The organism is Komagataeibacter melaceti (assembly GCF_003403295.1).
Taxonomy (GTDB): domain Bacteria; phylum Pseudomonadota; class Alphaproteobacteria; order Acetobacterales; family Acetobacteraceae; genus Komagataeibacter; species Komagataeibacter melaceti.
The window spans coordinates 21101-42758 of the sequence record NZ_QUWV01000045.1 but is presented as its reverse complement, the minus strand read 5'-3'; the positions used below and the strand labels follow the sequence as shown (position 1 = coordinate 42758).

The following is a 21658-nucleotide window of genomic DNA, read 5'->3' as shown; positions in this document are numbered from 1 at the left end:
CACGGGTTGACTTCCCCCCGGAGCACGGGTATTCCGCACTCATCCTAACGCGATGGCGGTGTAGCTCAGCGGTAGAGCAGGGGAATCATAATCCCTTGGTCGGCGGTTCAAATCCGTCCACCGCTACCATCAGCGTTAGGATTGATTTCTCCCTACATTTTGCAGGTTTTACGTGGTGGTGATCATCTGTTGGTCATCATGACCCATCATCCTGTCATTTTCATGGCCAGCATGCCCCCCTGCCCTGAACGGCGGACTATGGCCTGCGTTGCGGCAAACCGCGCACCCTTCGTTCATTCCACGCCGGTGCAAAAGCGAAAAACCCCCGACATGACCATGCCGGGGGCTGCTCGATCGTTTCCGGGCCATGAACGGCCCGGAGGTTTACCCGTTACAGGCCCAGCGTCCGCTTCAGGCCCGCGCAGTAATTGTCCATGAACCGGACGGAAAGTTCGGCATCGGGCACGAACATGTCAAACACATGGTACGCCCCCGGTACGACGGATACCTCGGTCGGGACGCCAGCCGCCATCAGGCGGCGGGCATAGTCCAGATCCTCGCACAGGAACAGATCCATTGAACCCACACCGATAAAGGTGGGCGGCAGGCCTGACAGATCCTTCGCCCGCGCGGCAGCCGCATAGGCTGGCGTATCCGCCCCACCGGCCGAGGCGCCGAGATAGGCTTCCCACGCATATTTATTGGCCGAACGGGTCCAGACGAATTCGCCAAAATCCGGTGCGGGATCGACCTTTGTCGCGGTCCGGTCATCCAGCATCGGATAGATCAGCAACTGGTAGGCAAGGCTGTATTCCTTGCGGTCACGCGCCAGCAGCGACAGCGCGGCACTCAGCCCGCCGCCGGCACTCTCACCCGCGACCGCGACCTTCTGCCGGTTGATGCCCAGCGTCTGTGCATTTTCATGCACCCACTTGAGCACGGCGTAACAGTCCTCGATCGCACCGGGATACTTGACCTCCGGCGCCAGGCGGTAATCGACCGAGACAATGACAAAGCCCATCTTGCTGGCCAGAAGCTGGCATTTGGGGTCATCGACTTCCGGGTGGCCGGAAACAAGGCCACCACCATGGATATAGACCATGGCCGGTGCGTTCGGGCGGCGTTCACGCGGGCGGTAGGTCACGACCCGCACATCCGGCGCACCCGCGGGGCCGGGCACATAGACTTCCTGCGTTTCAACGTCGGGCAGCGGTCGCCCTTCGATCAGCCGCACGGATGTCAGGAAAATTTCGCGTACTTCGGGCAGCGAACGGCCCGACAGCCCGTCAAAGGAGGGCATTTTTTCCAGAATGGGCAGAAACTCGGGGTTTACGACGTTTTTGGGCATAGTGAATACGGTCCTCTTATATCAGAAACGGACCTGTCCGGGCCGTTTCGATCCACGGAACCGTCTGGCACACCGGCATGAACAACCATGATCGAAATCAAATACATTCTGCAATAGGTGAATATAAAATATAAAAATATACCATTTTCTTATCTATTATATTTTATATCCGGACTGATTTATAACAGTTATTCCGCACGAATATAGGGGTAATTCTGTAATATCCGCCCCACCCATATCCGCGCGGGCACGCCCACAATGCTGCTTTACCGCTGGTTATAACATAAATGCCCGACACAACCCCGGCACCTGAAACCGGGGAACCATGGGTGCCCCCACCCGATAATGTGGGCAGGCCCCACATTGGCTGTTGCATTTCACTGGCAGTATGGTGCATGTCAGACATGCACACAGTGCGGTGCTTCCTGTTACCCTTTCTGGGATTTTTATATGGATCGTTTCAGGACAATACTTCGCGGTCGCACCAACGTGGTGCTGGGTCAGCTCAAGCAGGAAATCGGGTACGCCACCGGCCTGCGCGGGCTGGAACGTCAGGGCATAGCGCAGGAAATGCGCGGCTTTTCCCAGACAGCCCGCCTGCATCGCGCCATGGCAAAGGAACAGGCGGAGCAGGAGTGATCATGGCCGGGGCCGCCATCGTGATGGCTGTTGCATAACCGCATCGCGCGCGGGGCGGTTGGCCCCGACGCCCGCACCCCGTACGATGGCCGTGTCAGTTTATCCATACGGGAATACGGCCATGAGCAAAGACCAGATTATCGACCTGCCCTTCACCACAGACGCCATGAAGGCCGCCGTGGAGCGGCGCATTATTCAGGCCCCGGAACTCTCCGACCAGGAAAAGCACGACCTGAGCGTGACACTGGCGGGGCTTGATGCCCAGCGTCTTGCCACGCTGGTCGAAACCGTTCTGGGTCACGCCATCGAGGCCGGGCCGGAAATCCTGCCCTACCTGAAGCGGATCGGCCAGCAGGGCTGATACTTCGCCCTCATGTGGCGGCCTGTGGCGTGCGTTCTTCCTGCCGGGCCTGCCACAGTGTCATCAGCCGGGCGCGCAGGCGCGGGTCACTGGCGTAGATATACAGCCCCCTCACCCCCCGGGTCATGAGCACGTTGATGGAATTGAGAATGATCCGTTCCATCACCGCCGGGGGATTGTCCACGCCGTCGCGCCCGGTAAAGGCGGCGCGGTCCTCATAACGCGCGGGATCAATGACAATGCGGTCCTTCGCCGGGTCATACGTGACCGATGGGCCAAGGATGACGCCTGCATAATTCAGGTCGAACCCCTGGATGGTATAGACCGAACCGACCTCATCAATCGTGTCCGGCCGTTCAGCCCATGGCAGGCGGGCCTGTGGCATGGCGCGGTCCCAGCGCAGGTGAAAGCGCCCCTCCGTAATGAAATGGTCCTGCCCGTTCAGGGTATAGGGATAGTCGTAGGTCGCCAGCATGCGGCACATGCCGTATTGCGCATTGCGCTGCCTTATGGCCTCGTACATGGCCTGCGCATCATCATAAATACGGAAATCGAATTCCTGCGGCGCGGGTAGCGGGCGCAGCCAGCCGTCACGCAGGGCGCGTATCCATGCCATCACATCCGCATTGGCGTGCATGCGGAACTGCTGGTCCAGCCTGCGGGTCACGACCGGGTAGCCCGCCACCAGCCGGGCCAGGGTCGCATCATCCCACAGGCTCTTGAATTTGAGCACCTGCCGCGCATCGAACACGATCACGACCACATGGGCATGGCGGATGATTTCCGCCAACTGGTTATCCTGCCGGAAGCGGTTGTAGGGGTCGCTGCGTGTCAGCAGCAGGTGCGCCTCATCCACAAGTACGATATCGGCGCGCCTGTCGGTACCCGCCATCTGGTTGATGAAGGTGGTGGGGCGCTCGTAATCCTTCTTGCGCAGGCAGGGCTGGGACTGGGCGATGTTGCGATAGAGCTTGATCATTTCGGGGTGGTTCACCAGCACCCGGTTCTGGCTGCCATGCAGGGGGTCATGCGCGTCATCCCCGCGCGCCGCGTGCTGGATGGCGGTGAACAGCGTATTGAGCAGCAGGCTTTTGCCAGTGCCCGCATCGCCTTCGATAATGAACAGCGCATGTTCATCCCCCCGGTGGGCGCGGCAGAAGGCAAGCACTTCGTCCTTCAGGCGCAGTTGCGCGGCGGTCAGCGTCATGGTGGGGGCCAGTCGCACCTGCGCGCTGTCGGGACCGGGCCGGGTGGTGTCGTGCATGTCTTGTATCCGTAAGCCTGTCCATGATTGCGGATGGGACTAGGGCAGATAACCGGGGCAGATATGTGAAATATGCCCTGGCGCCGTGCATCCCTATCGGTTTTCGTGCGCTGTCTTCCGTTATAACACAATGGCGCGCATTTTGCGTTCCACAGGATTAGGACTGTCCATCATGACCGACAAACCCACCGCCGCCGCGCGCGAACACATGCACAAGCTGGCTGACAAGGGCCTGAAGGAGCCCAAGCTGCTGCAGAAGGAGGAAGTCATCGCCCTCGCCGAGCATGTGGCCGGTGAACATGGCCGTGCCTCCGGCACCGAGCATGAGATTGCCAAAAAGGCCAAGCACAACCCCGAAGGCGTCACCGCAGCCGAAATCCAGGCCCTGTGCGCCCATGTAAAGGGCGAGCGCACGGCGCGCTGACATCCACACCACGGAACAGGGGGCAGCCCCTGTTCCGGCGGAAAGGCACCATCCGCCACCCGGCGGGGATCAGGGCTGCCGCCTTACCACCGCATCTTGCTGCCCGTGCGCTCCAGCAGGCCACTAATGAAGGCCAGCAGCATGACACCGGCCAGAAACAGGCCCCATGCGGCCAGAAACCCGGCAACTCCGGCCAGTCCCAATCCGATGACATGCCATGGCGTAAGGCTCACCCCCAGCAGGAAGTGCCCCCCTGCCATGGCGGCCAGAACCCATAGACACGGCCAGAACCCCTGCATGTTTCCCTCCGTTTCCCCTTAGCCATGTGGCGTGCATCGCAAGCCTCCCGCCTGTCATAACGGACAGCGGGCCGGGTGGACAGATGCGGGAAAGGCGGACTTTCTTACGCGCGAGGAAACTGACTTATTCATGATACAGGACCGGACCAAAGCGGAAATAGGGAGTATCCCGGTCGGCATGACGACCCGTACGCGCTTTCCCATCTATTCCGCGGCCGAGTGGGTGACCGACCTGCTGGTGCATGTGGTGGGGGTTGTGGGGCTGGGATACGGGATGCTGTGGCTGCTGCATACGGCGCTGCACTCCCACTCCACGGTGCAGGAAGGTGTCACGGTGCTTTACTGCGCCGGAATCCTGGGTACGTGCCTGTCTTCCGCCGCCTATAATTTCTGCCCGCCGTCCCGGCTCAAGGGCGGGCTGCAGCGCATTGACCAGTCCGTCATCTTCGTCGCCATCGCCGCGACCTATACACCCTTCATCCTGCTGGGCGGTCACGGCGTGAACAGCCTGCGGTTCTGCGCCCTGCTATGGGCCATGGCGCTGGCCGGGGTCGTGACCAAGATGTGCTTTTTCACATGGTCACGCCGGTTCCATGTGGTGCCTTACCTGTGCGTGGCGTGGGTGTTCTTCCTCTGCCCCGACCCGCGGGTATGGATGCTGCCTTCGCCCGCCTTTTTCCTGCTGGTGCTGGGGCTGGTCTTCTACTGTATCGGGGTGGTGTTCTACATGCGCGAGGGCATGCCCTTTTCCAACGCGCTGTGGCACGTCATGGTGGTGCTGGGCGCGGGCACGCACATGGCCGCCGTGGGCAGCATGCTGCTGCATTGCCGCCCCGGCTCCGCCTGATCCACCTGATGGGCTGACGGGGCGCTACCGTCCGATTTCACGCAGCGGGCGCCCGGCCTCGAGATGCTGCTCGATCACTTCAAGCGGGACATTGCGTGTCTCGGGCACAAGCAGCAGGGTGAACAGCAGGAACGCGACGTTGAGCGCGCTGAACCCCGCGAATGTCCAGCCCGCGCCAGCCACCGCCACAATGCTGAGGAACGTGTTGCTCACGCCCCAGTCCATGCCCCAGTTGGCCAGCGTGGAACAGGCCACGCCAAAATCCCGGCCCTCGATGGGCTGTATCTCCGAACACAGTGTCCACACCAGCGGACCGGCGCCCATACCGAACCCCGCCACGAACACCAGCAGCGCCCCCATGAGGGAAAACGTCGCCCCCGTTCCTTGCAGGTGCAGCCCCTCGATCACCGCCGCCACGGCCAGCGCTGCCGCCATGATGATGCAGCTTGCCGCCAGCAGCGGCCTGCGCCCCCAGCGGGACACCATGTAAACGGCCACCACGCCAATCACCGCATTGATGACCCCCACCAGCACGGTCGCCCATGCGGCGGCGGATGTGCCGAAATGCGCGCCCTCAAGGATCTTTGGCGCGTAATACAGGACGACATTGATGCCGGTAAGCTGCTGCATGACCTGCAGGCCGACACCCAGCGCGACGGAGCGGCGGAAATACGGCTTGCTGCGCAGCAGGGCGAAGCCGCCCACGGGGCGTCCCTCCCCCAGTTCGTGGCGGATATTGTCCAGTTCCCTGTCGGCCATCTCCTCATCACCACGCAGGCTGCGCAGCACGCGCCGCGCCTCCTCGAAGCGGCCACGCGCCGCCAGCCATGACGGGCTGGCCGGCAGGAACACGCAGCCCACGCACAGCACCGCCGCCGGAATGACCGGCAGCCCCACCATGAGCCGCCAGTGCCCGCCGCCCGAAAAGATTCCCCCCGCCAGATACCCCAGCAGGATACCGGCGGACTGGAGCATGGAGAACGTGGACACCATGGTGCCCCGCATCACGCCCGTGGTCAGTTCGGAAATATAGAGCGGAGCGGTGAAGGTGCAGATGCCGATGGCCATCCCGATCAGGAACCGCCCCAGCAGGATCTGCCCGATCATGCCCGCCGTGGCGCATAACAGCGCGCCCAGCCCGATCAGCAGCGTTGCGGTGCCCAGCGTCAGCTTGCGGCCAAACCGGCGCGAGAACACCCCCGCCCCCAGCGAACCGAGCAGCGCGCCGACCATAAGCACCGAGACGATCCATTCCTGCATACGCGCCGAGGCATGGAAATCACGGCCGATAAAGCCCAGCGCCTCGGCAATCAGGCCCGTATCCAGCCCGACCAGCAGGCCTGCAGCCGCCGTGGTCAGGGCCGCGCGCACAGCCTGTGAACCGGGAGAAGTCGGGGCTGGGGCGGTAGCGGGGGTATTCCCGGTGGAAACGGACGAAGTTGCAGGCTGTAACACGTTAACTCTACCCCTTGGCATTGCGGCTCGGCTCCGGCCCGTCATGACCGGGCAGACTATGCTTCCTAGACGATGCTACAACCCCCGATCCATGACACAACCCCGGCATCGGGCCGATCAGGCAGAACAGTTCGCGCCACCTGCCATTATTTTTTCCGTCCGGGTGCGGGCATGGTATGGCGTGGGCTGGACCGGAAGGGGATGCATGCCATGAAACCACAGCCGCGTATCGCCCCCCCTTTCGTGCCCGGAGAACGGGCTGGGCTGGCGCTGTGCTCGGTTTTCCTGCTGTGGGCCAACCTGGTCACGCCGCTATGGGCGGATGATTACTGCCGGACCATGCCGCCCCATATCGGCACCATCCTGCGCACCGTATGGGGCAATTACAATTTCTGGACCGGGCGGTGGTTCACCACGCTCATCACCTTCCTTTTCCTTGACCTGCACCACTATGGGTCACTGGTCGTCTTCGCGGTGGTGAACACGGCGGTCTTCGCCTTTGTGGTGCATGTCGTGATGCATATGTGCCGCGATGCAGTGAACGCCGCCCCCGTGACCCGAAGGGCCGATGGGCTGGCGCAGTGCCTGCTGGTGTTCCTCATGCTGTGGTGGCTGCCCCGCACGATTGGCGAGGTCGCGCTGTGGAAGACCGGGGCCATTGGCTACCTGTGGCCCGTGGCGGGGGAAATCTGGGTGCTGGCGCGCATCCTTACGCAGCGCACGCGCATGAACATGGCGCAGTATGTGGCCGTTTTCCTGATCGCCACGTTCCTTGAGCCGCTTTCGGTGCTGCTGACGCTGGTGCTGATGGGGGCGTGCGTGCTGGCATGGAAACGCATGCGCCCGGTCCCGTGGGCGCTGCTGTGCAGCCACGGCGCGGGCACGATGGTGCTGGGGCTGGCGCCGGGCAATTACGTACGCATGCGCACCCTGCCCCCCAGCCCCCTGCCCGACCGGCTGGATGGGCTGCTGGGCAACATGGGCAGCCTGTTTGACCCGTACTGGCTCCCCTTCGTGCTGGTTATCGGGGTGGGGCTGTTTCTGGGCAGGCGGCAGATTTCCGTATCCCATGCCCTGCGGGCGGGCCATGCATGGGTGTTTGCGGCCCTGGCCGTGGTTTACATGAGCCTGCTGCTCATGTTCCCGCGGGCGGCCATGGCGGCGCGGGTATCCTTTCCGGCCAGCGTGCTGCTGGCGTGCTACCTGTCATGCCTGCTGTTCCAATGCCCGCTGGACCGGACATTCCGGGCGGTGCTGGCGACCGCCTGCGTGGGGCTGACCGCCATGCATCTGGCCATTGTCATTCCCGACCTGACGCGCCTTGCCCGCATTAGCCATGACTGGGTTACCAGCACGCGCGCGCAGGTGGCGCAAAACCAGCCCGTGGTGTTGCCGCGCGTGACCATGGGGCCACGGCACAAGCTGCTTTATGTGCGCAAGGACATCATATTCGTCGGGATCAACCCTGATCCGCACAGCATGCTGACCGCATGCTTCGCGCAGGCCATGGGCGCGTCTTCCGTCCGTTCTGCACCCTGAGCGTTACAGGCCCGTGCCATGCCGGTGTGAAATCAAGGGGAGTGAGGGAACGGCAGGCATGCAGGCTGTCCGGTTGTCATGACAGGGGGCATCCTACATCGTGAGACATCCATGAAATCAGGAGAGCATGACATGAGCCGGGAACCCAACGACACCATCCACGCCGCCCTCATCCACGCAGCCGCGACGCTGACCGCGGCGAAAAAGGAAGTCATGGAAAAGGCTTCCCCCGATGAAATCAAAAAGCACTTCAAGACATTCCTGCACGCGATCGAAAGCGGCTGGCGGGAGCATGAAGCGGCCGATCATCACCATTCCTGATCCACGTCAGGCGGCATGAAAAAAGGGAGGCACCGAGGTGCCTCCCTTTTTTTGTTCGTGGCCGATCAGCCTTACCTGTGGCCGGTAAAGAACTGGCTCATGTCGCCTTTTGTCTCGTGGCCCCATTTGTCCAGCTTCTTGCCGGTCCTGTCGCCCCAGTTCTTTACGTCCCCGGTTGCCTGATCGGTCTTTTCACCAGCCTCGTGGGCCTTTTCCCGGGTGGCGCGGCCGGTTTCATGGGCCTTGAGGCGCATTTCACACTCCGCATGGTCGGTTACACCGTCACATGTATCGGCCATAACCGGTGCCAGCGTCGCCACGTCCATACCGACCGCACACAGCGCCGCCAGAATCACCGTTTTCTTCATGATATCCGTACCTGTCCTTCGTTCATGATACCGGCATGACCGATAGGCCGTCATGCCGAAACTATAAAACAGAACGCCATAAAGGGGTTAGGGTTGCCTCACGCGCCGTTACGGAAGTCGAGCACGACACGGCCATGCACGCGGCCATGTTCGAGATTGTCGAAAATGGTGTTGATGTTTTCCAGCTTGTCGGTGCTGACCACGGTCGAGACCTTGCCATCGGTGAAGAAGGACATCGCCTCGATCATGTCGAGACGGGTGCCGACAATCGAACCGCGCACGGTGGTGCCGTTCATCACCATGTCAAAGATCGACAGCGGGAAATCACCCGGCGGCAGGCCATTGAGCACAACGGTCCCGCCACGGCGCGCGTAACCGATGGCCTGGCTGAACGCCTTGTCGGAAACGGCGGTGACAAGCACGCCATGCGTGCCGCCGGTCTGCTGCTGGATATAGGCGACGGGATCTTCCTTAAGCGCGTTCACGGTCACGCGCGCGCCCAGCCTGCGGGCTTCTTCCAGCTTGTCTTCGCTAATGTCCACGGCGGCCACGTTCAGCCCCATGGCCACGGCATACTGGATGGCCATCTGCCCCAGACCACCCGCGCCGGAAATGGCCACCCATTCCCCCGCGCGCGTATCGGTCATCTTGAGGCCCTTGTACACCGTCAGCCCCGCGCACAGCACCGGGGCCGTGCGGATGGGGTCGATATCCTTGGGCAGGTGCGCGACGTAATTCGGGTCGGCCACCACATATTCGGCAAAGCAGCCGTTTACGGAATAGCCGGTATCCTTCTGCTCGGCGCAAAGCGTCTCCCAGCCACCCAGGCAGTGTTCGCAATGCCCGCAGGCGGAGTACAGCCACGGCACGCCCACCACGTCGCCCGTCTTGATCCAGTTGACATTGGAGCCGACCTCAACCACATGGCCGATCCCCTCATGCCCCGGGATAAAGGGCGGATTGGGCTTGGTGGGCCAGTCACCGCGCGCGGCGTGCAGGTCGGTATGGCATACGCCGCAGGCATCGACCTTGACCAGAATCTGGTTCGGATTGATCTGCGGAATATCGAGTTCCTCAATGGTCAGCGGCTTGCCAAATTCCCGTACTACCGCCGCCTTCATCTTTCCAGCCATCTTGCACCTTCAGTTCCAATGTCGTGACCCCTGCAATGGAGTCCCCTCGCCCCGGGCTTCCGGTTATCCCCCGCCACAAGCGGGGGCCGGAGACCGGGTATTTCCTTTATGTCCTGCCCCTGTGTCCCACTGCCGCCACGGGGCGGCCTTGATCCACGTCAGGCTCCGGCACGTCCATCACGCGATGCAGCCATACGCCCAAGCCCCTGTTCCAGATCGGCCAGCAGGGCATCGCCTGCTTCCAGCCCGATATGGAAGCGGCAGGCCGGACCATCCTGCGTAACCGACCGGCAGGAGCGCGAGATGCTGCCCGTTGTCGGCAGCACAAGGCTTTCATACCCTCCCCATGACGCCCCGATGCCGAACAGGGTCAGGCTGTCGATCATCGCGGCCATGTCCGCTGCGTCAAAGGCGGGATCGAACACGACGCCAAACAGCGATGACGCGCCCTTGAAATCGCGCTTCCAGTTCTCATGCCCCGGGCATGAAGGCAGCGCCGGGTGCAGCACGCGCCGCACCTCGGGCCGTTCGTGCAGCCACAGCGCCACGGCAATGGCGGTCGCGGCCTGACGTTCCTGCCGCACGCCCATGGTATGCAGGCCACGCAGCGTCAGCCAGCAGTCATCCGGCCCGGCCGTCTGGCCCGCCTGGATGGCGGTGTCACGCAGCAGCCGCCAGTCCTGTTCCGACGCAACGCTGACCGCGCCGATAATGGTGTCCGAATGGCCGGCCGGGTATTTCGTCAGCGCCTGCACCGATACATGCGCACCTGCGGCAAAGGGATCGAACAGGCCGATGCCCCACGTATTATCCACGACCAGCCGCGCACCGATGCTGGCGGCAAGGCGGCCAAGCATCGGGATGTCCTGCACCTCGAACGAATGGCTGCCCGGGCTTTCGGCATAGATGAGGCGCGTGGTGGGACGGACCAGCGCACGCAGTTCATCCTCATCCGCCAGCGGGGGGAAATACGTCACCTCCACCCCGAAGCGGCGCAGCACCCTGTCGGCAAAGCGGCGGGTGGGACCATAAACGGAATCGGACAGCAGGCAGTGATCGCCCGCGCTGACATAGGCCAGGAACGGCAGCGCGCAGGCCGCCAGCCCCGAGGGCACGATCTGCCCGTACCGGCCGCCATCCAGCTCGGCAATGGCCTGTTCCAGGCGGTGCTGCACGGGCGTGCCCATGGCGCCATAGATCAGTTCATCGTCATACCGGCGCTGACCGGCCGCATCCATGGCCTCAAGGCTGGAAAACAGCACGGTGGAGCCACGGGTTACGGGCGGGTTGACGAAAATGCCCGCCGCCCCCTCCGGCCTGTCGCGTCCGATCTGGACCAGCCGGGTGGAAAGGTCGCGCCAGCCGCGCACCACGCTTTCCATCAGCGCTTCGGGTACCTGCACCGCGGGATTGGTCATGTCTGTCGTCCGTTCCTATGCGCCGGTCACGATGGGCGAACCCGGGGTGGACGCCCATTCCGCCCATGACCCGTCATATACGGCGGCAGCGCCCGCTCCCATCCCCACGCTGGCCAGCCCCAGCGCCAGCATGCAGGCTGTCATGCCGCTACCGCATGAACAGGTGACGGCGGTGGTGCCGCTCACGCCCAGGGCGGAGAATTTCTCCTTCAGCGTATCGGCGGGCAGGAAACGGCCACTGTCATCCAGCAGTTCGGTATAGGGCAGGCTGCGCGCGCCCGGCATATGGCCCGAGCGGATGCCCGGACGGGGCTCGGCCGCGCTGCCCTCAAAGCGGGCGCGGCTGCGTGCATCCAGAATCAGGCCCGACATGTGCCCCTGCACCATGGCCAGCACATCACCCTGCCCGCGCAGGCGGCTGTACCGCGGGCGGCAGACAAAGGCTGCCGGGGTGGGCACGCCCGGCCCGGATTCCAGCGGCAGGCCCGCGCGTTTCCATGCGGGCAGCCCACCTTCGAGCACCTGCACCTGATCATGGCCGAACAGGCCGGCCAGCCACCACCCGCGCGCGGCGCAGGCCATGCCATCCTGATCGTAGAACACGATGCGCCGGTCATTGGCCATGCCCAGTTCGCCCGCCAGCCGGGCAAAGCGGGCCTGCCCCGGAATGGTGTGGGGCAGCGGCGAGTCCGGGTCCGAAAACGTGTCGATGTCAAAGCGCACGGCCCCGGCGATATGCGCGTTGGCAAAACGCTGCTGGGGGTCGAAGCTCTGGCCGGGTAGCGCCATGCTGGCATCCAGCACAAGGATGTTATCCTGTTGTATGGCATGGGCCAGATCACTGGCTGAGATCAGCGGATGCATACCTTCTCCCGGTCTGTAGGAACACTGTGTGCCCGACAGGGTGCAGCATAGCGCGCGGGAACGAAAGTCCTGAACATTTGTCTTTTGTTTCCGCGTGGGAGGGGGTACGTCAGCCATATGGTCGAACGTATCATGATGGGCTTGATGCTGGGCGGGATCGCATTTGGCTGCGTCCTGATCCTGTATCCCTTTATCACCGCCCTGCTCTGGGCGGCGATCCTGACCTTTTCCACATGGCCGGTCTTCATGCGGCTGCGCGCCAGCATGTCGCTGCTGCCCGCGGCCCTGGTCATGACCCTGCTATGCGCGCTGGTGCTGGTTGTGCCGCTGGTCATCGTGGTGTCGAGCAGCATTGCCGATGTCCCGGCCACCTTGCAGTATATTGTCGATACCGTAGGCACGCTGCACCTGCCGCCGCTGCCCGCGCGGATCGCGCACATACCGCATTTCGGCCCCGAGATCGTGGACAAATGGCAGAAATGGTCAGCCGATATCGGCAGCATAGACGAGACCATCCGCCCCTATGCCGGGCGGATCGGGCAGTCCGCGCTCAGCGCGATGATGCAGATGGCAAGCGGCATGGCGCATCTGGCCATGGCACTGTTCATCTCGTTCTTTTTCTGGCTGGGCGGTGATGCGCTGGGCAATACATTCGTGGCCGTGGTGCGCCGCATCGCCGGGGTCTATGCAGACCGGATACTGGGCATTGTGGGCCGCACCATACGGGGCACGGTGTACGGTATCCTTGGCACCGCCATCATACAGGGAATCCTGACCGGAATCGGCTTTGCCATCGCGGGCATTTCCAGCCCGGTGCTGCTGGGGGCGATCACCGCCTTCATTGCGGTGCTGCCCATCGGCGCGCCGCTGATCTGGATTCCGGCGGCCGTGTTCCTGCTGCTGACCCACCACCCCGGCTGGGGCATCTTCCTGCTGCTGTACGGCACGATCATCATTTCCGGCGCGGACCACGTGATCCGCCCCATGTTCATCGCACGCGGGGCGCAGATGCCCTACCTGCTGACCGTACTGGGCGTGCTGGGGGGGGTGCTGACATTCGGCGGGCTGGGCATTTTCCTTGGCCCGGTGCTGATTGGCGTGGGCTATACGCTTACGGCTGAATTCGCGGCGGGTGATCCCCATTCCCCCACCCCCTTACCTGACGAAATGCGCGAGCCCTTTATCGAACCATGACCCTAGCCCGTCCCTATCTCCGCCTGCCCTCCATCCACCCCCGGCAGGGCATGCCGCCGCAGATGGAACTCGCCCCGCCCGAACGTGAAGGCGGGGCGCTCAAGGTCGTAAGCTGGAACCTGCTGCGCCGCATCGGGGCCACGGTGCGTGACGTGATCGACCTGATCCGCGCCGAACGCCCCGACCTGCTGCTGATGCAGGAGGCAACGGTGGATATCGACACCCTGCCCACGCTGATCGGCGGCCATTACGCGCGCTCCCCCCTGCCCGGCCGCATCCACGGGCTGGCCTGCTGGAGCCCGTGGCCCTACCGCCGCCCCCCGCTGACCTGCACCCTGCCCGCGGGCACGCTGATCCGCCGGGTGGCGCAGATTGTGGAATGTCGCTCGCTTGTCGTGGCGAATGTCCATCTCTCGCACGGGCAACTGCTCAATCGCCGGCAGTTGCGCCGCGTGGTCCAGATCCTGCCGCAGCAGGCCGCGATACTGGGGGACTTCAACCAGGTCGGCCCCGCGCTGATCCGGCATTTTCATGATGTGGGGCCGCGTGCGCCCACCCACCGCATGGCCGACATGCTGCCCATCCGCCTCGACCGCTGCCTCGTGCGCGGGCTGACCTGCCTTGAGCGGCATGTGATCGAGAACTATGCCTCCGACCACCGCCCCATATCGGTGCTGCTCAAGCCCTCGGGCGGTCGGGCCTACAAATAGGGCAGAAGCAGCCGGGCCGCGGCATCGCGCAGCTTGCGTGGGAAGGAGCGCCGGTCGAGATCATGATGCGTCAGCCGTACATGCCGGTGCATGGCGATGAACCCGTCAATCGAACTGGCCAGCGCGTCATCATAGGATTCGAGGTTGATCTCGAAGTTCAGGCGCAGGCTGCGCACGTCCAGATTCGAACTGCCCACGAACGACCAGTGCCGGTCCACGACCATGAGCTTGGAGTGGTTGAACGGTGGCCGCGCCAGCCAGATCCGGCACCCTGAATCCAGAAAGCGCGGCAGGTTGGCCGACCGCGCCCAATCCAGCAGCGTATGGTTGCTGTGCCATGGCACCACGATATCCACCTCGATCCCCCGCAGCGACGCCAGCGCCAGTTCGGTCAGGAACCTGTCATCGGGCAGGAAATAGGGCGTCATGATCCGGATGCTGTGCCGCGCCATCGTGAAGGCCTGGAGCATCGTGTACTCGATCTTTTCCATGTCCAGGTCCGGCCCTGCCGTCACGATCCGGCTCAGCACCGACCCGTTGCCCACCTGGGAGGGAAAGAAGATGTCCGCCGTCAGTTCCTCGCCCCGGGTGAAGGCCCAGTCCCGTGCGAAAGCCTCGCTCAACTGGTGGACGACCGGCCCCTGAATCTCGAAATGCGTGTCGGACACCGGATGCCGGGGGTGGGAGGCGGCGATGTTCTCCTCCCCGATGTTCAGCCCCCCCATGAAGCCGGTGCGCCCGTCCACCACCAGTATCTTCTTGTGGTCACGCATGTTGATGAACGGCATGCGCCACGGCAGCATGGAATGCATGAACCGCCCGACCGGCACCCCCGCGCGGCGCAGGATACGTTCCACACCGCAGTTGAAATAGCCCGACCCCACGCCATCAACCAGCACGCGCACCTGCGCGCCCCGTTTATGCGCGGCGATGAGGGCCGTGCAGAACTGCTGGCCGATTTTGTCAGCACGGAAGATGTAGGAACAGATCAGCACGCTGTGCTGCGCGCCGTTTATGGCCTCCAGCATGCGGGGATAGACCGTATCGCCATCATGCATGGGGATGATGGTATTGCCACTGAGCAGGGGCCGGCTTGTCAGCTTGCTCACCATGGAGGCCAGGGGCGCGAAATCCCCCTCCTCCTCCCTGCGCCAGTGGGAGGACATGGTGCGGCTGCGCCACGGGTGTTCACCCACCATGCGCCGCGCGCGCCGGTGCACGCGGTTGATGCCGAACATGGAATACAGGATGCCGCCCGTCATGGGCATGAGCACGGTCACGCCAATCCACCCGATCGAGGCCCCGACATCACGCTTGGTCAGCAGGACATGCACCATTACGATGGCAATAATGCACAGACGCACCAGCAGCAGGGAAAAATCCCATATGGTGATGGCATGGAAGATCATGTCACATATCCTACCCGGGACGGACGACGTTACCCGGCCAGGAAACCGGCTCTCGCCCTGTCCTTATCCTAACGGGTACATATTGCACAGTAATGTTCCACCACGCGGGAGGCCAGCCTGACCGAACATGACAGACCGGCATCGTCCCCCCACCGGCAACGACGCGGCAGGCGGGCCTTTGACGATGGGATGGCCGCCGAACATGCCGCAATGGCGGATCTGAAGGCAAGGGGCTGGCAGGTGCTGCTACACCGCGCCCGCACGCGCTGGGGGGAGATAGACCTTGTGGCCCTGCACGGGAGTTGCCTGGTATTCGTGGAGGTCAAGGCCCGCCCGTCACTGCTGGCGGCAGGCGAGGCCATCCGCCCCGGACAGGTCAGCCGCATCATGAACGCAGCCCGATACCTGTGCGCCGCCAACCCGGACTGGGTTTACGACAGCATCCGCTTTGATGTCTGCGCCGTGCTGCCCGGCAATACCATTGAATGGATACCGGACGCGTTCAGGCAGTTCTGAATATCAGGTCAGGTACGATGCCGCGCGGGCGCGGTACGGGCGTGGTGGATGGTCGCGCCATGCGGATGATAGACAATGGTATGCACCATCGTGCGCCGCGTATGGGCGACGGAGCCATGATGCGCCGCCAGAACCACAGGCGCATGGGTGCTGCCATGACGGTACGCGACATGGCGTACGGGCGGCGGCGGAGGCGCGATCAGCGCGCCAAGGGTCAGGCGGTCGGCCTCACTCTCCGTTACCGGGTGGGTCCGTGCGTGGGCCGGGGTTGAGATGCTTCCGATCAGACCTGCGCCAAGCAGCAGCATTGTAGCAAAACGCAAGTCACCGTGTCGCATCCGCATCCCCCTTCTGATTCCCGAACCTGAAGGAAGCTAGGCGAAACGGTAGCTGCCGCGCAAGGGATGTTATGCCCCAAATGCAAAACGGGCGGTGCATTTCTGCCCCGCCCGCCTGTTTGTCTGCCGTGTGGCGCCCCGCGTGATCAGGCGGCGGCCGTGGCGATGCCCTTTTCGGTCAGCAGCTTTTCCAGCTCACCGGTCTGGTACATTTCGGTCACGATATCGCAGCCGCCGATGAACTCGCCCTTGATGTAAAGCTGCGGCACGGTCGGCCAGTTGGAGAATTCCTTGATCCCCTGGCGGAGTTCGGGATCTTCCAGCACGTTCGCGGTCTTGAACGGCACGCCCATGTGCTTGAGCACTTCCACCACCCGGGCGGAGAACCCGCACTGCGGGAAGTTGGCGTCACCCTTCATGTAAAGCATGACGGGGGTTGTATCGATCTGCGCCTGAATGCGCTGTGCGATTGTTTCAGCCATGATCATGTTTCCTGTAATGGAAATAAATGGGGAAAAATCCGGTCAGACCTGCTCGGGGGTCTGTGTCTGCAGGGCCAGCGCATGGAGCTTGCCACCCATATGCCCCTGCAGCGCATCATAAACCATCTGGTGCTGCCGCACGCGCGACAGGCCACGGAAAGCCTCACTCACCACGCTGCATGCATAGTGGTCTCCGTCCCCTGCCAGATCGGTAATCGTGATCTTCGCGTCGGGCAGGGATTCGCGGATGTAGGTTTCGATTTCCTGTGCCGTCATTGCCATATGGCTTCAAGCTCCTGCCTATCGGTCCATCAGTCGCGGAAAGAATTCGGAATGCACCGCGACCAGACGTTCCTTGGATATTGTAGACCCGTTGGGCAATGTCAAACCCTGCCCGCCAGACCGGCCCAGCCTGCGGCAGGGCACACCGGCCCGTTCCGCCATGGCAGCAAGAGCCGTGCCATCACGCACCGCCACGATGTAGCGGGACTGGTCCTCACCAAACCAGAACGCCTCGGGCCGCATGCCTGACTGCGGGCTGTCCAGCACGCAGCCCGCCTGCCCCGCCATGACCATTTCCGCCACCGCGACCAGAACGCCGCCATCAGCCACGTCATGACACGCGATAATGGTGCGCTGGCCGATCAGTTCACGCACGAAATCACCGTTGCGCCGCTCCGCCGCGAGGTCGAGCGTGGGCGGTTCCCCGTCCTGGCTGCCAAGGATTTCACGCAGCCAGATGGACTGGCCAAGCTGGCCCTTCGTCTCGCCCAGCAGCATGATGTCGCAGCCATCGGGCATTTCCAGCCCGACTGCCAGACGCACATCATCCAGCACGCCCAGACCGCCAATGGCGGGAGTGGGCAGGATGGACTGCGACGTGCCATCGGGCATGCGCGTCTCGTTATAAAGCGAGACGTTCCCGCTCACGACCGGGAAGTCGAGCGCGCGGCAGGCTTCGCCCATGCCCGCGATGGCATCGACAAACTGCCCCATCACCTCGGGCTTTTCAGGGGAGCCGAAGTTGAGGTTATCGGTCACCGCCAGCGGGCGCGCGCCGGTTGCGGTAATGTTGCGCCATGCTTCCGCAACAGCCTGCGCGCCGCCCAGCTTCGCATTGGCGCGGCAGTAGCGCGGCGTGCAGTCCGTGGTCAACGCGAGGCCGAGTTCCGTGTCCTCCACCTTGACGATGGCGGCATCGGCGGCACCCGGGCGGCGGACCGTCTGCCCGCCCACCGTGCTGTCATACTGGTTGTAAACCCATGCGCGCGAGGCCAGGTCCGGGCAGCCGATCAGCCGCATCAGCGCCTGCTCCGTGCCCACCGGGTCAATGACCGGCTCCATGGGCAGCGGCGGCTGCGCGGGTGCGGTGGGGCGGTGATAGACCGGGGCCTGGTCGGCCAGGGGGGCCAGCGGGATGTCCGCCTCGACCGCGCCCTTGTGGCGGATCACGATATTGCCGGTATCGGTCAGGTGGCCGATGACGGCGAAATCCAGCTCCCATTTGTCAAAGATGGCGCGTGCCTGTTCCGTGCGGTCGGGGCGCAGCACGATCAGCATGCGCTCCTGACTTTCGGACAGCATCATCTCATACGCGCTCATGCCGCGCTCGCGCTGGGGCACGTTATCAAGGTCAAGGTCGATGCCGACACCGCCCTTGCCCGCCATTTCAACGGCGGATGAGGTCAGGCCCGCAGCCCCCATGTCCTGAATGGCCACGATCGCATCGGTCGCCATCAGTTCAAGGCAGGCCTCGATCAGCAGCTTCTCGACAAACGGGTCACCCACCTGCACGGTCGGGCGCTTGGCCAGCGCGTCTTCATCAAATTCCGATGAGGACATGGTGGCGCCATGAATTCCGTCACGCCCGGTCTTCGATCCTACGTAAATGACCGGGTTGCCGATTCCCGCCGCCGCCGAGAGGAAGATGCGGTCCTGCCGCGCCACGCCCACGGTCATGGCGTTGACCAGCGGGTTGCCGTCATAGGCCGGGTGGAAATTGATCTCGCCGCCCACGGTGGGCACGCCCACGCAGTTGCCGTACCCACCCACGCCGCGCACCACACCATCGACAATGCGGCGCGTCTGCGCGTTGTCAGGGTCGCCAAAGCGCAGGGCGTTGAGGTTCGCGACCGGGCGCGCACCCATGGTGAACACGTCACGCAGGATGCCGCCCACGCCCGTCGCCGCACCCTGATAGGGTTCGATGAAGGAGGGGTGATTGTGGCTTTCCATCTTGAAGATGGCGGCCAGCCCCTGCCCGATATCGACAACGCCCGCGTTCTCGCCGGGGCCATGGATCACCCATGGCGCGGTGGTGGGCAGGGTTTTCAGGTACGCGCGCGATGATTTGTACGAGCAGTGTTCCGACCACATGACCGAGAAAATGCCCAGTTCCGTGAACGAGGGCGTGCGGCCCATGATCGCCAGGACCTTGCCATATTCTTCCGCTGTCAGGCCGAATTCGCGTGCCAGTGCCTCATCAACGGGACGTTGTGCCTTTGCACTCATCCGACCAGAGCCTCCACAAGTCCCGTAAACAGGGGTTTACCATCCTCGCCCCCCATCAGCGGATCCACCAGATCCTCCGGGTGGGGCATCATGCCGCAGATGCGCAGGTTCTCGCTGAACACACCGGCAATGGCGTTCATGCTGCCATTGGGGTTGAGCTGCGGGTCGCCCGCGTCCATCCGCCCGTTCTCCGCCACGTAACGGAAGGCGACACGCCCGGTGTCTTCCAGCATGCGGATGGTCTCGGCCTCGGCAATGTAATTGCCATCGCCATGCGCCATGGGGGTGCGGTACACGTCGCCCTTCGCCCAGTGGCGGGTGAACGGCGTGTCATTGCGTTCCACGCGCAGGAAGCAGTCCTGTGACAGGAAGCGCAGCGACGCATTGCGCAGCAGCGCGCCGGGCAGGAGCTGGGCTTCGGTCAGGATCTGGAAGCCGTTGCACACGCCCAGTATGTGGCCACCCTTCTGCGCAAATTCGCGGATGGCGGTCATGATGGGCGCATGGGCGGCCATGGCGCCGCAACGCAGGTAATCGCCATAGCTGAACCCGCCGGGCAGCACCACGAGATCAAGCCCGGCCGGCAACGCCGCATCGCGGTGCCAGACCATGGCCGGGGCCTGTCCGGTCACGCTGCGCAGCGCGATCGCCATGTCGCGTTCGCGGTTGGTGCCGGGAAAAACTACAATCGCCGCCTTCATTTGCCGTCGCCACAGGGATAGGAGTCATGCAGTGCGGTAAAGACAACCTCGCCCGCAGGGCGGTTCAGTCCGTCGCGATGGGCCTTCATCCAGCTTACGACCTTGCCGCGCAGATCAGCCGTATCAACGGATGTCGCGATGCAGAAGGCCGGGACATCCTTGCTGTCCTTTTCCGCATTGCGTTCGAACAGGTGCGCAAGGGTCACGGAATCCGCAATGCCCGAGATGTAGGCATCACACAGCCCGGTGGAAGCAGGCTTGGTGCACATGGACCCGAGCCGGTTGCCATCAATGCGCGAGACACGCTGCGCGGAGGCCTGCGCCACCGGCAGCGCCACGGCCATGGCACAGCCAAGGGCAAGAAGGCGGGCGATCTTCATCCAACGACCTCCGTTGTGAAATCCTCGATCACAAGGTTGGCCAGCAGCGCACGCGCCATGGCATCAGCCTGCGCGCGGGCACGGGCAGGATCGGTCTCGTCAACTTCAAGCTCGATCACGCGGCCAATGCGGACTTCACCCACGTTCTTGAAATCCAGCACATGCAGGGCATGTTCCACCGCCTTGCCCTGGGGGTCGAGCACGCCTTCCTTCAGCATGACGGTCACGCGCACCTTCATTGCATTACCTCCGGTCCCTTCATGTCGGCATTCGTGGCCTCGGGCAGGATACCCAGGCGCATCGCCACTTCCTGATATGCTTCCTCAACCTTGCCCATGTCCCTGCGGAAGCGGTCCTTGTCCATCTTCTCGCTGGTCTTGGCGTCCCACAGGCGGCAGTTATCGGGCGAGATTTCGTCGGCCAGCACGATGCGCATGTTGTCGCCCTCGAACAGGCGGCCGAATTCCAGCTTGAAATCGACAAGGATGATGCCGACGCCCATGAACAGGCCGCACAGGAAGTCGTTCACGCGCATGCTCAGCGCCACGATGTCTTCCATGTCATGCGGGCAGGCCCAGCCGAAGGCGGTGATGTGTTCCTCACTCACCATCGGGTCGTTCAGGGCGTCGTTCTTGTAATAGAATTCGATGATCGGGCGCGGCAGGCGCGTGCCTTCCTGAATGCCCAGCCGCTTGGACAGCGAGCCCGCGGCCACGTTGCGCACCACAACCTCGAGCGGAATGATCTCGACTTCACGGATCAGCTGCTCGCGCATGTTGAGGCGGCGGATGAAATGGGTCGGAATCCCGATATCGTGCAGACGCAGCATCAGGTGTTCGCTGATGCGGTTGTTCAGCACTCCCTTGCCGGTGATGATACCCTTTTTCGCGCCGTTTCCGGCACTGGCGTCATCCTTGAAGTACTGCACGAGGGTGCCGGGTTCCGGCCCCTCGAAAAGGATCTTGGCTTTTCCTTCGTAAAGCTGGCGGCGGCGGCCCATACTCGTCCTTCACATAAGGCTGTGGGGACGGGCCGGGAGCGGCCCCTCCCCTGATCTGCGGGATCTGCTGTCGGCATGTTCCCGAATAATGCGCATGCCATAGCAGCGTTCCGGCCGGGAAGATACCATTTACCTCT

The 21658-nt window shown here is 63.3% G+C and carries 26 protein-coding genes and 1 tRNA gene; 10 read left to right on the top strand and 17 right to left on the bottom strand.

The features are described 5' to 3' along the window. Positions 1 to 54: 54 nt before the first annotated feature. A tRNA-Met gene (locus tag DY926_RS06100) sits at positions 55 to 129 on the top strand. A gap of 262 nt (positions 130 to 391) precedes the next feature. Here the strand turns inward: DY926_RS06100 and DY926_RS06095 are convergent. Beyond that, positions 392 to 1348 (bottom strand): alpha/beta hydrolase, encoded by a 957-nt coding sequence (locus tag DY926_RS06095; RefSeq protein WP_116702559.1) that lies wholly within the window; start codon positions 1346 to 1348, stop codon positions 392 to 394. A gap of 450 nt (positions 1349 to 1798) precedes the next feature. Here DY926_RS06095 and DY926_RS06090 point away from each other — a divergent pair, with 450 nt between their 5' ends. Next, entirely contained in the window at positions 1799 to 1987 is a 189-nt protein-coding gene (locus DY926_RS06090) for a CsbD family protein (protein WP_116702558.1), read from the top strand. 121 nt (positions 1988 to 2108) lie between these two features. Then, a complete protein-coding gene (locus tag DY926_RS06085; RefSeq protein WP_116702557.1) occupies positions 2109 to 2348 on the top strand; it encodes a hypothetical protein in 240 nt (79 codons plus the stop codon). 10 nt (positions 2349 to 2358) lie between these two features. Here the strand turns inward: DY926_RS06085 and DY926_RS06080 are convergent, their stop codons facing one another. Then, complete coding sequence (locus tag DY926_RS06080; RefSeq protein WP_116702556.1) at positions 2359 to 3612, bottom strand: DUF2075 domain-containing protein; 1254 nt, start codon at positions 3610 to 3612, stop codon at positions 2359 to 2361. A 172-nt stretch (positions 3613 to 3784) separates the two neighbouring features. On the opposite strand from DY926_RS06080, the gene DY926_RS06075 reads away from it, so the two are divergent. Continuing rightward, positions 3785 to 4036, top strand: a complete 252-nt coding sequence (locus tag DY926_RS06075; protein ID WP_116702555.1) for a hypothetical protein — start codon at positions 3785 to 3787, stop codon at positions 4034 to 4036. A gap of 83 nt (positions 4037 to 4119) precedes the next feature. On the opposite strand, the gene DY926_RS06070 is transcribed toward DY926_RS06075, so the two are convergent. Next, positions 4120 to 4335, bottom strand: a complete 216-nt coding sequence (locus tag DY926_RS06070; RefSeq protein WP_116702554.1) for a hypothetical protein — start codon at positions 4333 to 4335, stop codon at positions 4120 to 4122. Positions 4336 to 4513: 178 nt separating this feature from the next. Here DY926_RS06070 and trhA point away from each other — a divergent pair, with 178 nt between their 5' ends. After that, on the top strand, positions 4514 to 5182 hold the full coding sequence (trhA, locus tag DY926_RS06065) for a PAQR family membrane homeostasis protein TrhA (protein ID WP_116702601.1): 669 nt from the start codon (positions 4514 to 4516) through the stop codon (positions 5180 to 5182). A 24-nt stretch (positions 5183 to 5206) separates the two neighbouring features. Here trhA and DY926_RS06060 read toward each other — a convergent pair whose 3' ends face one another. Beyond that, positions 5207 to 6658, bottom strand: coding sequence for a sugar porter family MFS transporter (locus DY926_RS06060; RefSeq protein WP_116702553.1), 1452 nt, complete (start codon positions 6656 to 6658; stop codon positions 5207 to 5209). Between the two features lie 189 nt (positions 6659 to 6847). Here DY926_RS06060 and DY926_RS06055 point away from each other — a divergent pair, with 189 nt between their 5' ends. Further along, the gene (locus DY926_RS06055; protein WP_116702600.1) at positions 6848 to 8176 is read left to right on the top strand and encodes a DUF6056 family protein; all 1329 of its coding nucleotides are present in this window, start codon (positions 6848 to 6850) and stop codon (positions 8174 to 8176) included. Positions 8177 to 8308: 132 nt separating this feature from the next. Then, positions 8309 to 8497 (top strand): hypothetical protein, encoded by a 189-nt coding sequence (locus DY926_RS06050; protein WP_116702552.1) that lies wholly within the window; start codon positions 8309 to 8311, stop codon positions 8495 to 8497. A gap of 71 nt (positions 8498 to 8568) precedes the next feature. Here DY926_RS06050 and DY926_RS06045 read toward each other — a convergent pair whose 3' ends face one another. From DY926_RS06045 to DY926_RS06030, 4 genes are all read right to left on the bottom strand, one after another. Continuing rightward, positions 8569 to 8865, bottom strand: coding sequence for a hypothetical protein (locus DY926_RS06045; RefSeq protein WP_116702551.1), 297 nt, complete (start codon positions 8863 to 8865; stop codon positions 8569 to 8571). Between the two features lie 98 nt (positions 8866 to 8963). Then, the gene (adhP, locus tag DY926_RS06040; protein ID WP_116702550.1) at positions 8964 to 9998 is read right to left on the bottom strand and encodes an alcohol dehydrogenase AdhP; all 1035 of its coding nucleotides are present in this window, start codon (positions 9996 to 9998) and stop codon (positions 8964 to 8966) included. A 158-nt stretch (positions 9999 to 10156) separates the two neighbouring features. Continuing rightward, entirely contained in the window at positions 10157 to 11416 is a 1260-nt protein-coding gene (gene metC, locus DY926_RS06035) for a cystathionine beta-lyase (protein ID WP_186336094.1), read from the bottom strand. Positions 11417 to 11431: 15 nt separating this feature from the next. Continuing rightward, entirely contained in the window at positions 11432 to 12280 is an 849-nt protein-coding gene (locus DY926_RS06030; protein WP_116702549.1) for a sulfurtransferase, read from the bottom strand. A 117-nt stretch (positions 12281 to 12397) separates the two neighbouring features. Here DY926_RS06030 and DY926_RS06025 point away from each other — a divergent pair, with 117 nt between their 5' ends. Both DY926_RS06025 and DY926_RS06020 read left to right on the top strand, forming a co-directional pair. Then, a complete protein-coding gene (locus tag DY926_RS06025; protein WP_116702548.1) occupies positions 12398 to 13474 on the top strand; it encodes an AI-2E family transporter in 1077 nt (358 codons plus the stop codon). After that, the gene (locus DY926_RS06020) at positions 13471 to 14184 is read left to right on the top strand and encodes an endonuclease/exonuclease/phosphatase family protein (protein WP_116702547.1); all 714 of its coding nucleotides are present in this window, start codon (positions 13471 to 13473) and stop codon (positions 14182 to 14184) included. Before DY926_RS06025 ends, DY926_RS06020 begins: the two co-directional genes overlap by 4 nt. Here DY926_RS06020 and DY926_RS06015 read toward each other — a convergent pair. Beyond that, complete coding sequence (locus DY926_RS06015; protein ID WP_116702546.1) at positions 14175 to 15593, bottom strand: phospholipase D-like domain-containing protein; 1419 nt, start codon at positions 15591 to 15593, stop codon at positions 14175 to 14177. The two genes, DY926_RS06020 and DY926_RS06015, sit on opposite strands and share 10 nt — an antisense overlap. Before the next feature lie 189 nt (positions 15594 to 15782). Here DY926_RS06015 and DY926_RS06010 point away from each other — a divergent pair, with 189 nt between their 5' ends. Beyond that, positions 15783 to 16109 (top strand): YraN family protein, encoded by a 327-nt coding sequence (locus DY926_RS06010; RefSeq protein WP_116702545.1) that lies wholly within the window; start codon positions 15783 to 15785, stop codon positions 16107 to 16109. A gap of 8 nt (positions 16110 to 16117) precedes the next feature. Here DY926_RS06010 and DY926_RS06005 read toward each other — a convergent pair whose 3' ends face one another. The 8 genes from DY926_RS06005 to purC form a co-directional block, all read right to left on the bottom strand. Continuing rightward, positions 16118 to 16447: a hypothetical protein gene (locus DY926_RS06005; protein ID WP_186336093.1), complete on the bottom strand. Its 330-nt coding sequence runs from the start codon at positions 16445 to 16447 to the stop codon at positions 16118 to 16120. 146 nt (positions 16448 to 16593) lie between these two features. Further along, positions 16594 to 16929, bottom strand: coding sequence for a Grx4 family monothiol glutaredoxin (gene grxD / locus DY926_RS06000; RefSeq protein ID WP_116702598.1), 336 nt, complete (start codon positions 16927 to 16929; stop codon positions 16594 to 16596). 42 nt (positions 16930 to 16971) lie between these two features. Beyond that, positions 16972 to 17211: a BolA family protein gene (locus DY926_RS05995; RefSeq protein WP_116702543.1), complete on the bottom strand. Its 240-nt coding sequence runs from the start codon at positions 17209 to 17211 to the stop codon at positions 16972 to 16974. Between the two features lie 18 nt (positions 17212 to 17229). Then, positions 17230 to 19440, bottom strand: coding sequence for a phosphoribosylformylglycinamidine synthase subunit PurL (gene purL / locus DY926_RS05990; protein WP_116702542.1), 2211 nt, complete (start codon positions 19438 to 19440; stop codon positions 17230 to 17232). Then, positions 19437 to 20141, bottom strand: coding sequence for a phosphoribosylformylglycinamidine synthase subunit PurQ (purQ, locus tag DY926_RS05985; protein WP_116702541.1), 705 nt, complete (start codon positions 20139 to 20141; stop codon positions 19437 to 19439). The genes purL and purQ overlap by 4 nt, the downstream gene beginning before the upstream one ends. Further along, on the bottom strand, positions 20138 to 20521 hold the full coding sequence (locus DY926_RS05980) for a Rap1a/Tai family immunity protein (RefSeq protein WP_116702540.1): 384 nt from the start codon (positions 20519 to 20521) through the stop codon (positions 20138 to 20140). The genes purQ and DY926_RS05980 overlap by 4 nt, the downstream gene beginning before the upstream one ends. Continuing rightward, positions 20518 to 20760 (bottom strand): phosphoribosylformylglycinamidine synthase subunit PurS, encoded by a 243-nt coding sequence (gene purS / locus DY926_RS05975; RefSeq protein ID WP_116702539.1) that lies wholly within the window; start codon positions 20758 to 20760, stop codon positions 20518 to 20520. The genes DY926_RS05980 and purS overlap by 4 nt, the downstream gene beginning before the upstream one ends. Continuing rightward, on the bottom strand, positions 20757 to 21521 hold the full coding sequence (purC, locus tag DY926_RS05970) for a phosphoribosylaminoimidazolesuccinocarboxamide synthase (protein WP_116702538.1): 765 nt from the start codon (positions 21519 to 21521) through the stop codon (positions 20757 to 20759). The genes purS and purC overlap by 4 nt, the downstream gene beginning before the upstream one ends. Between the last annotated feature and the right edge of the window lie 137 nt (positions 21522 to 21658).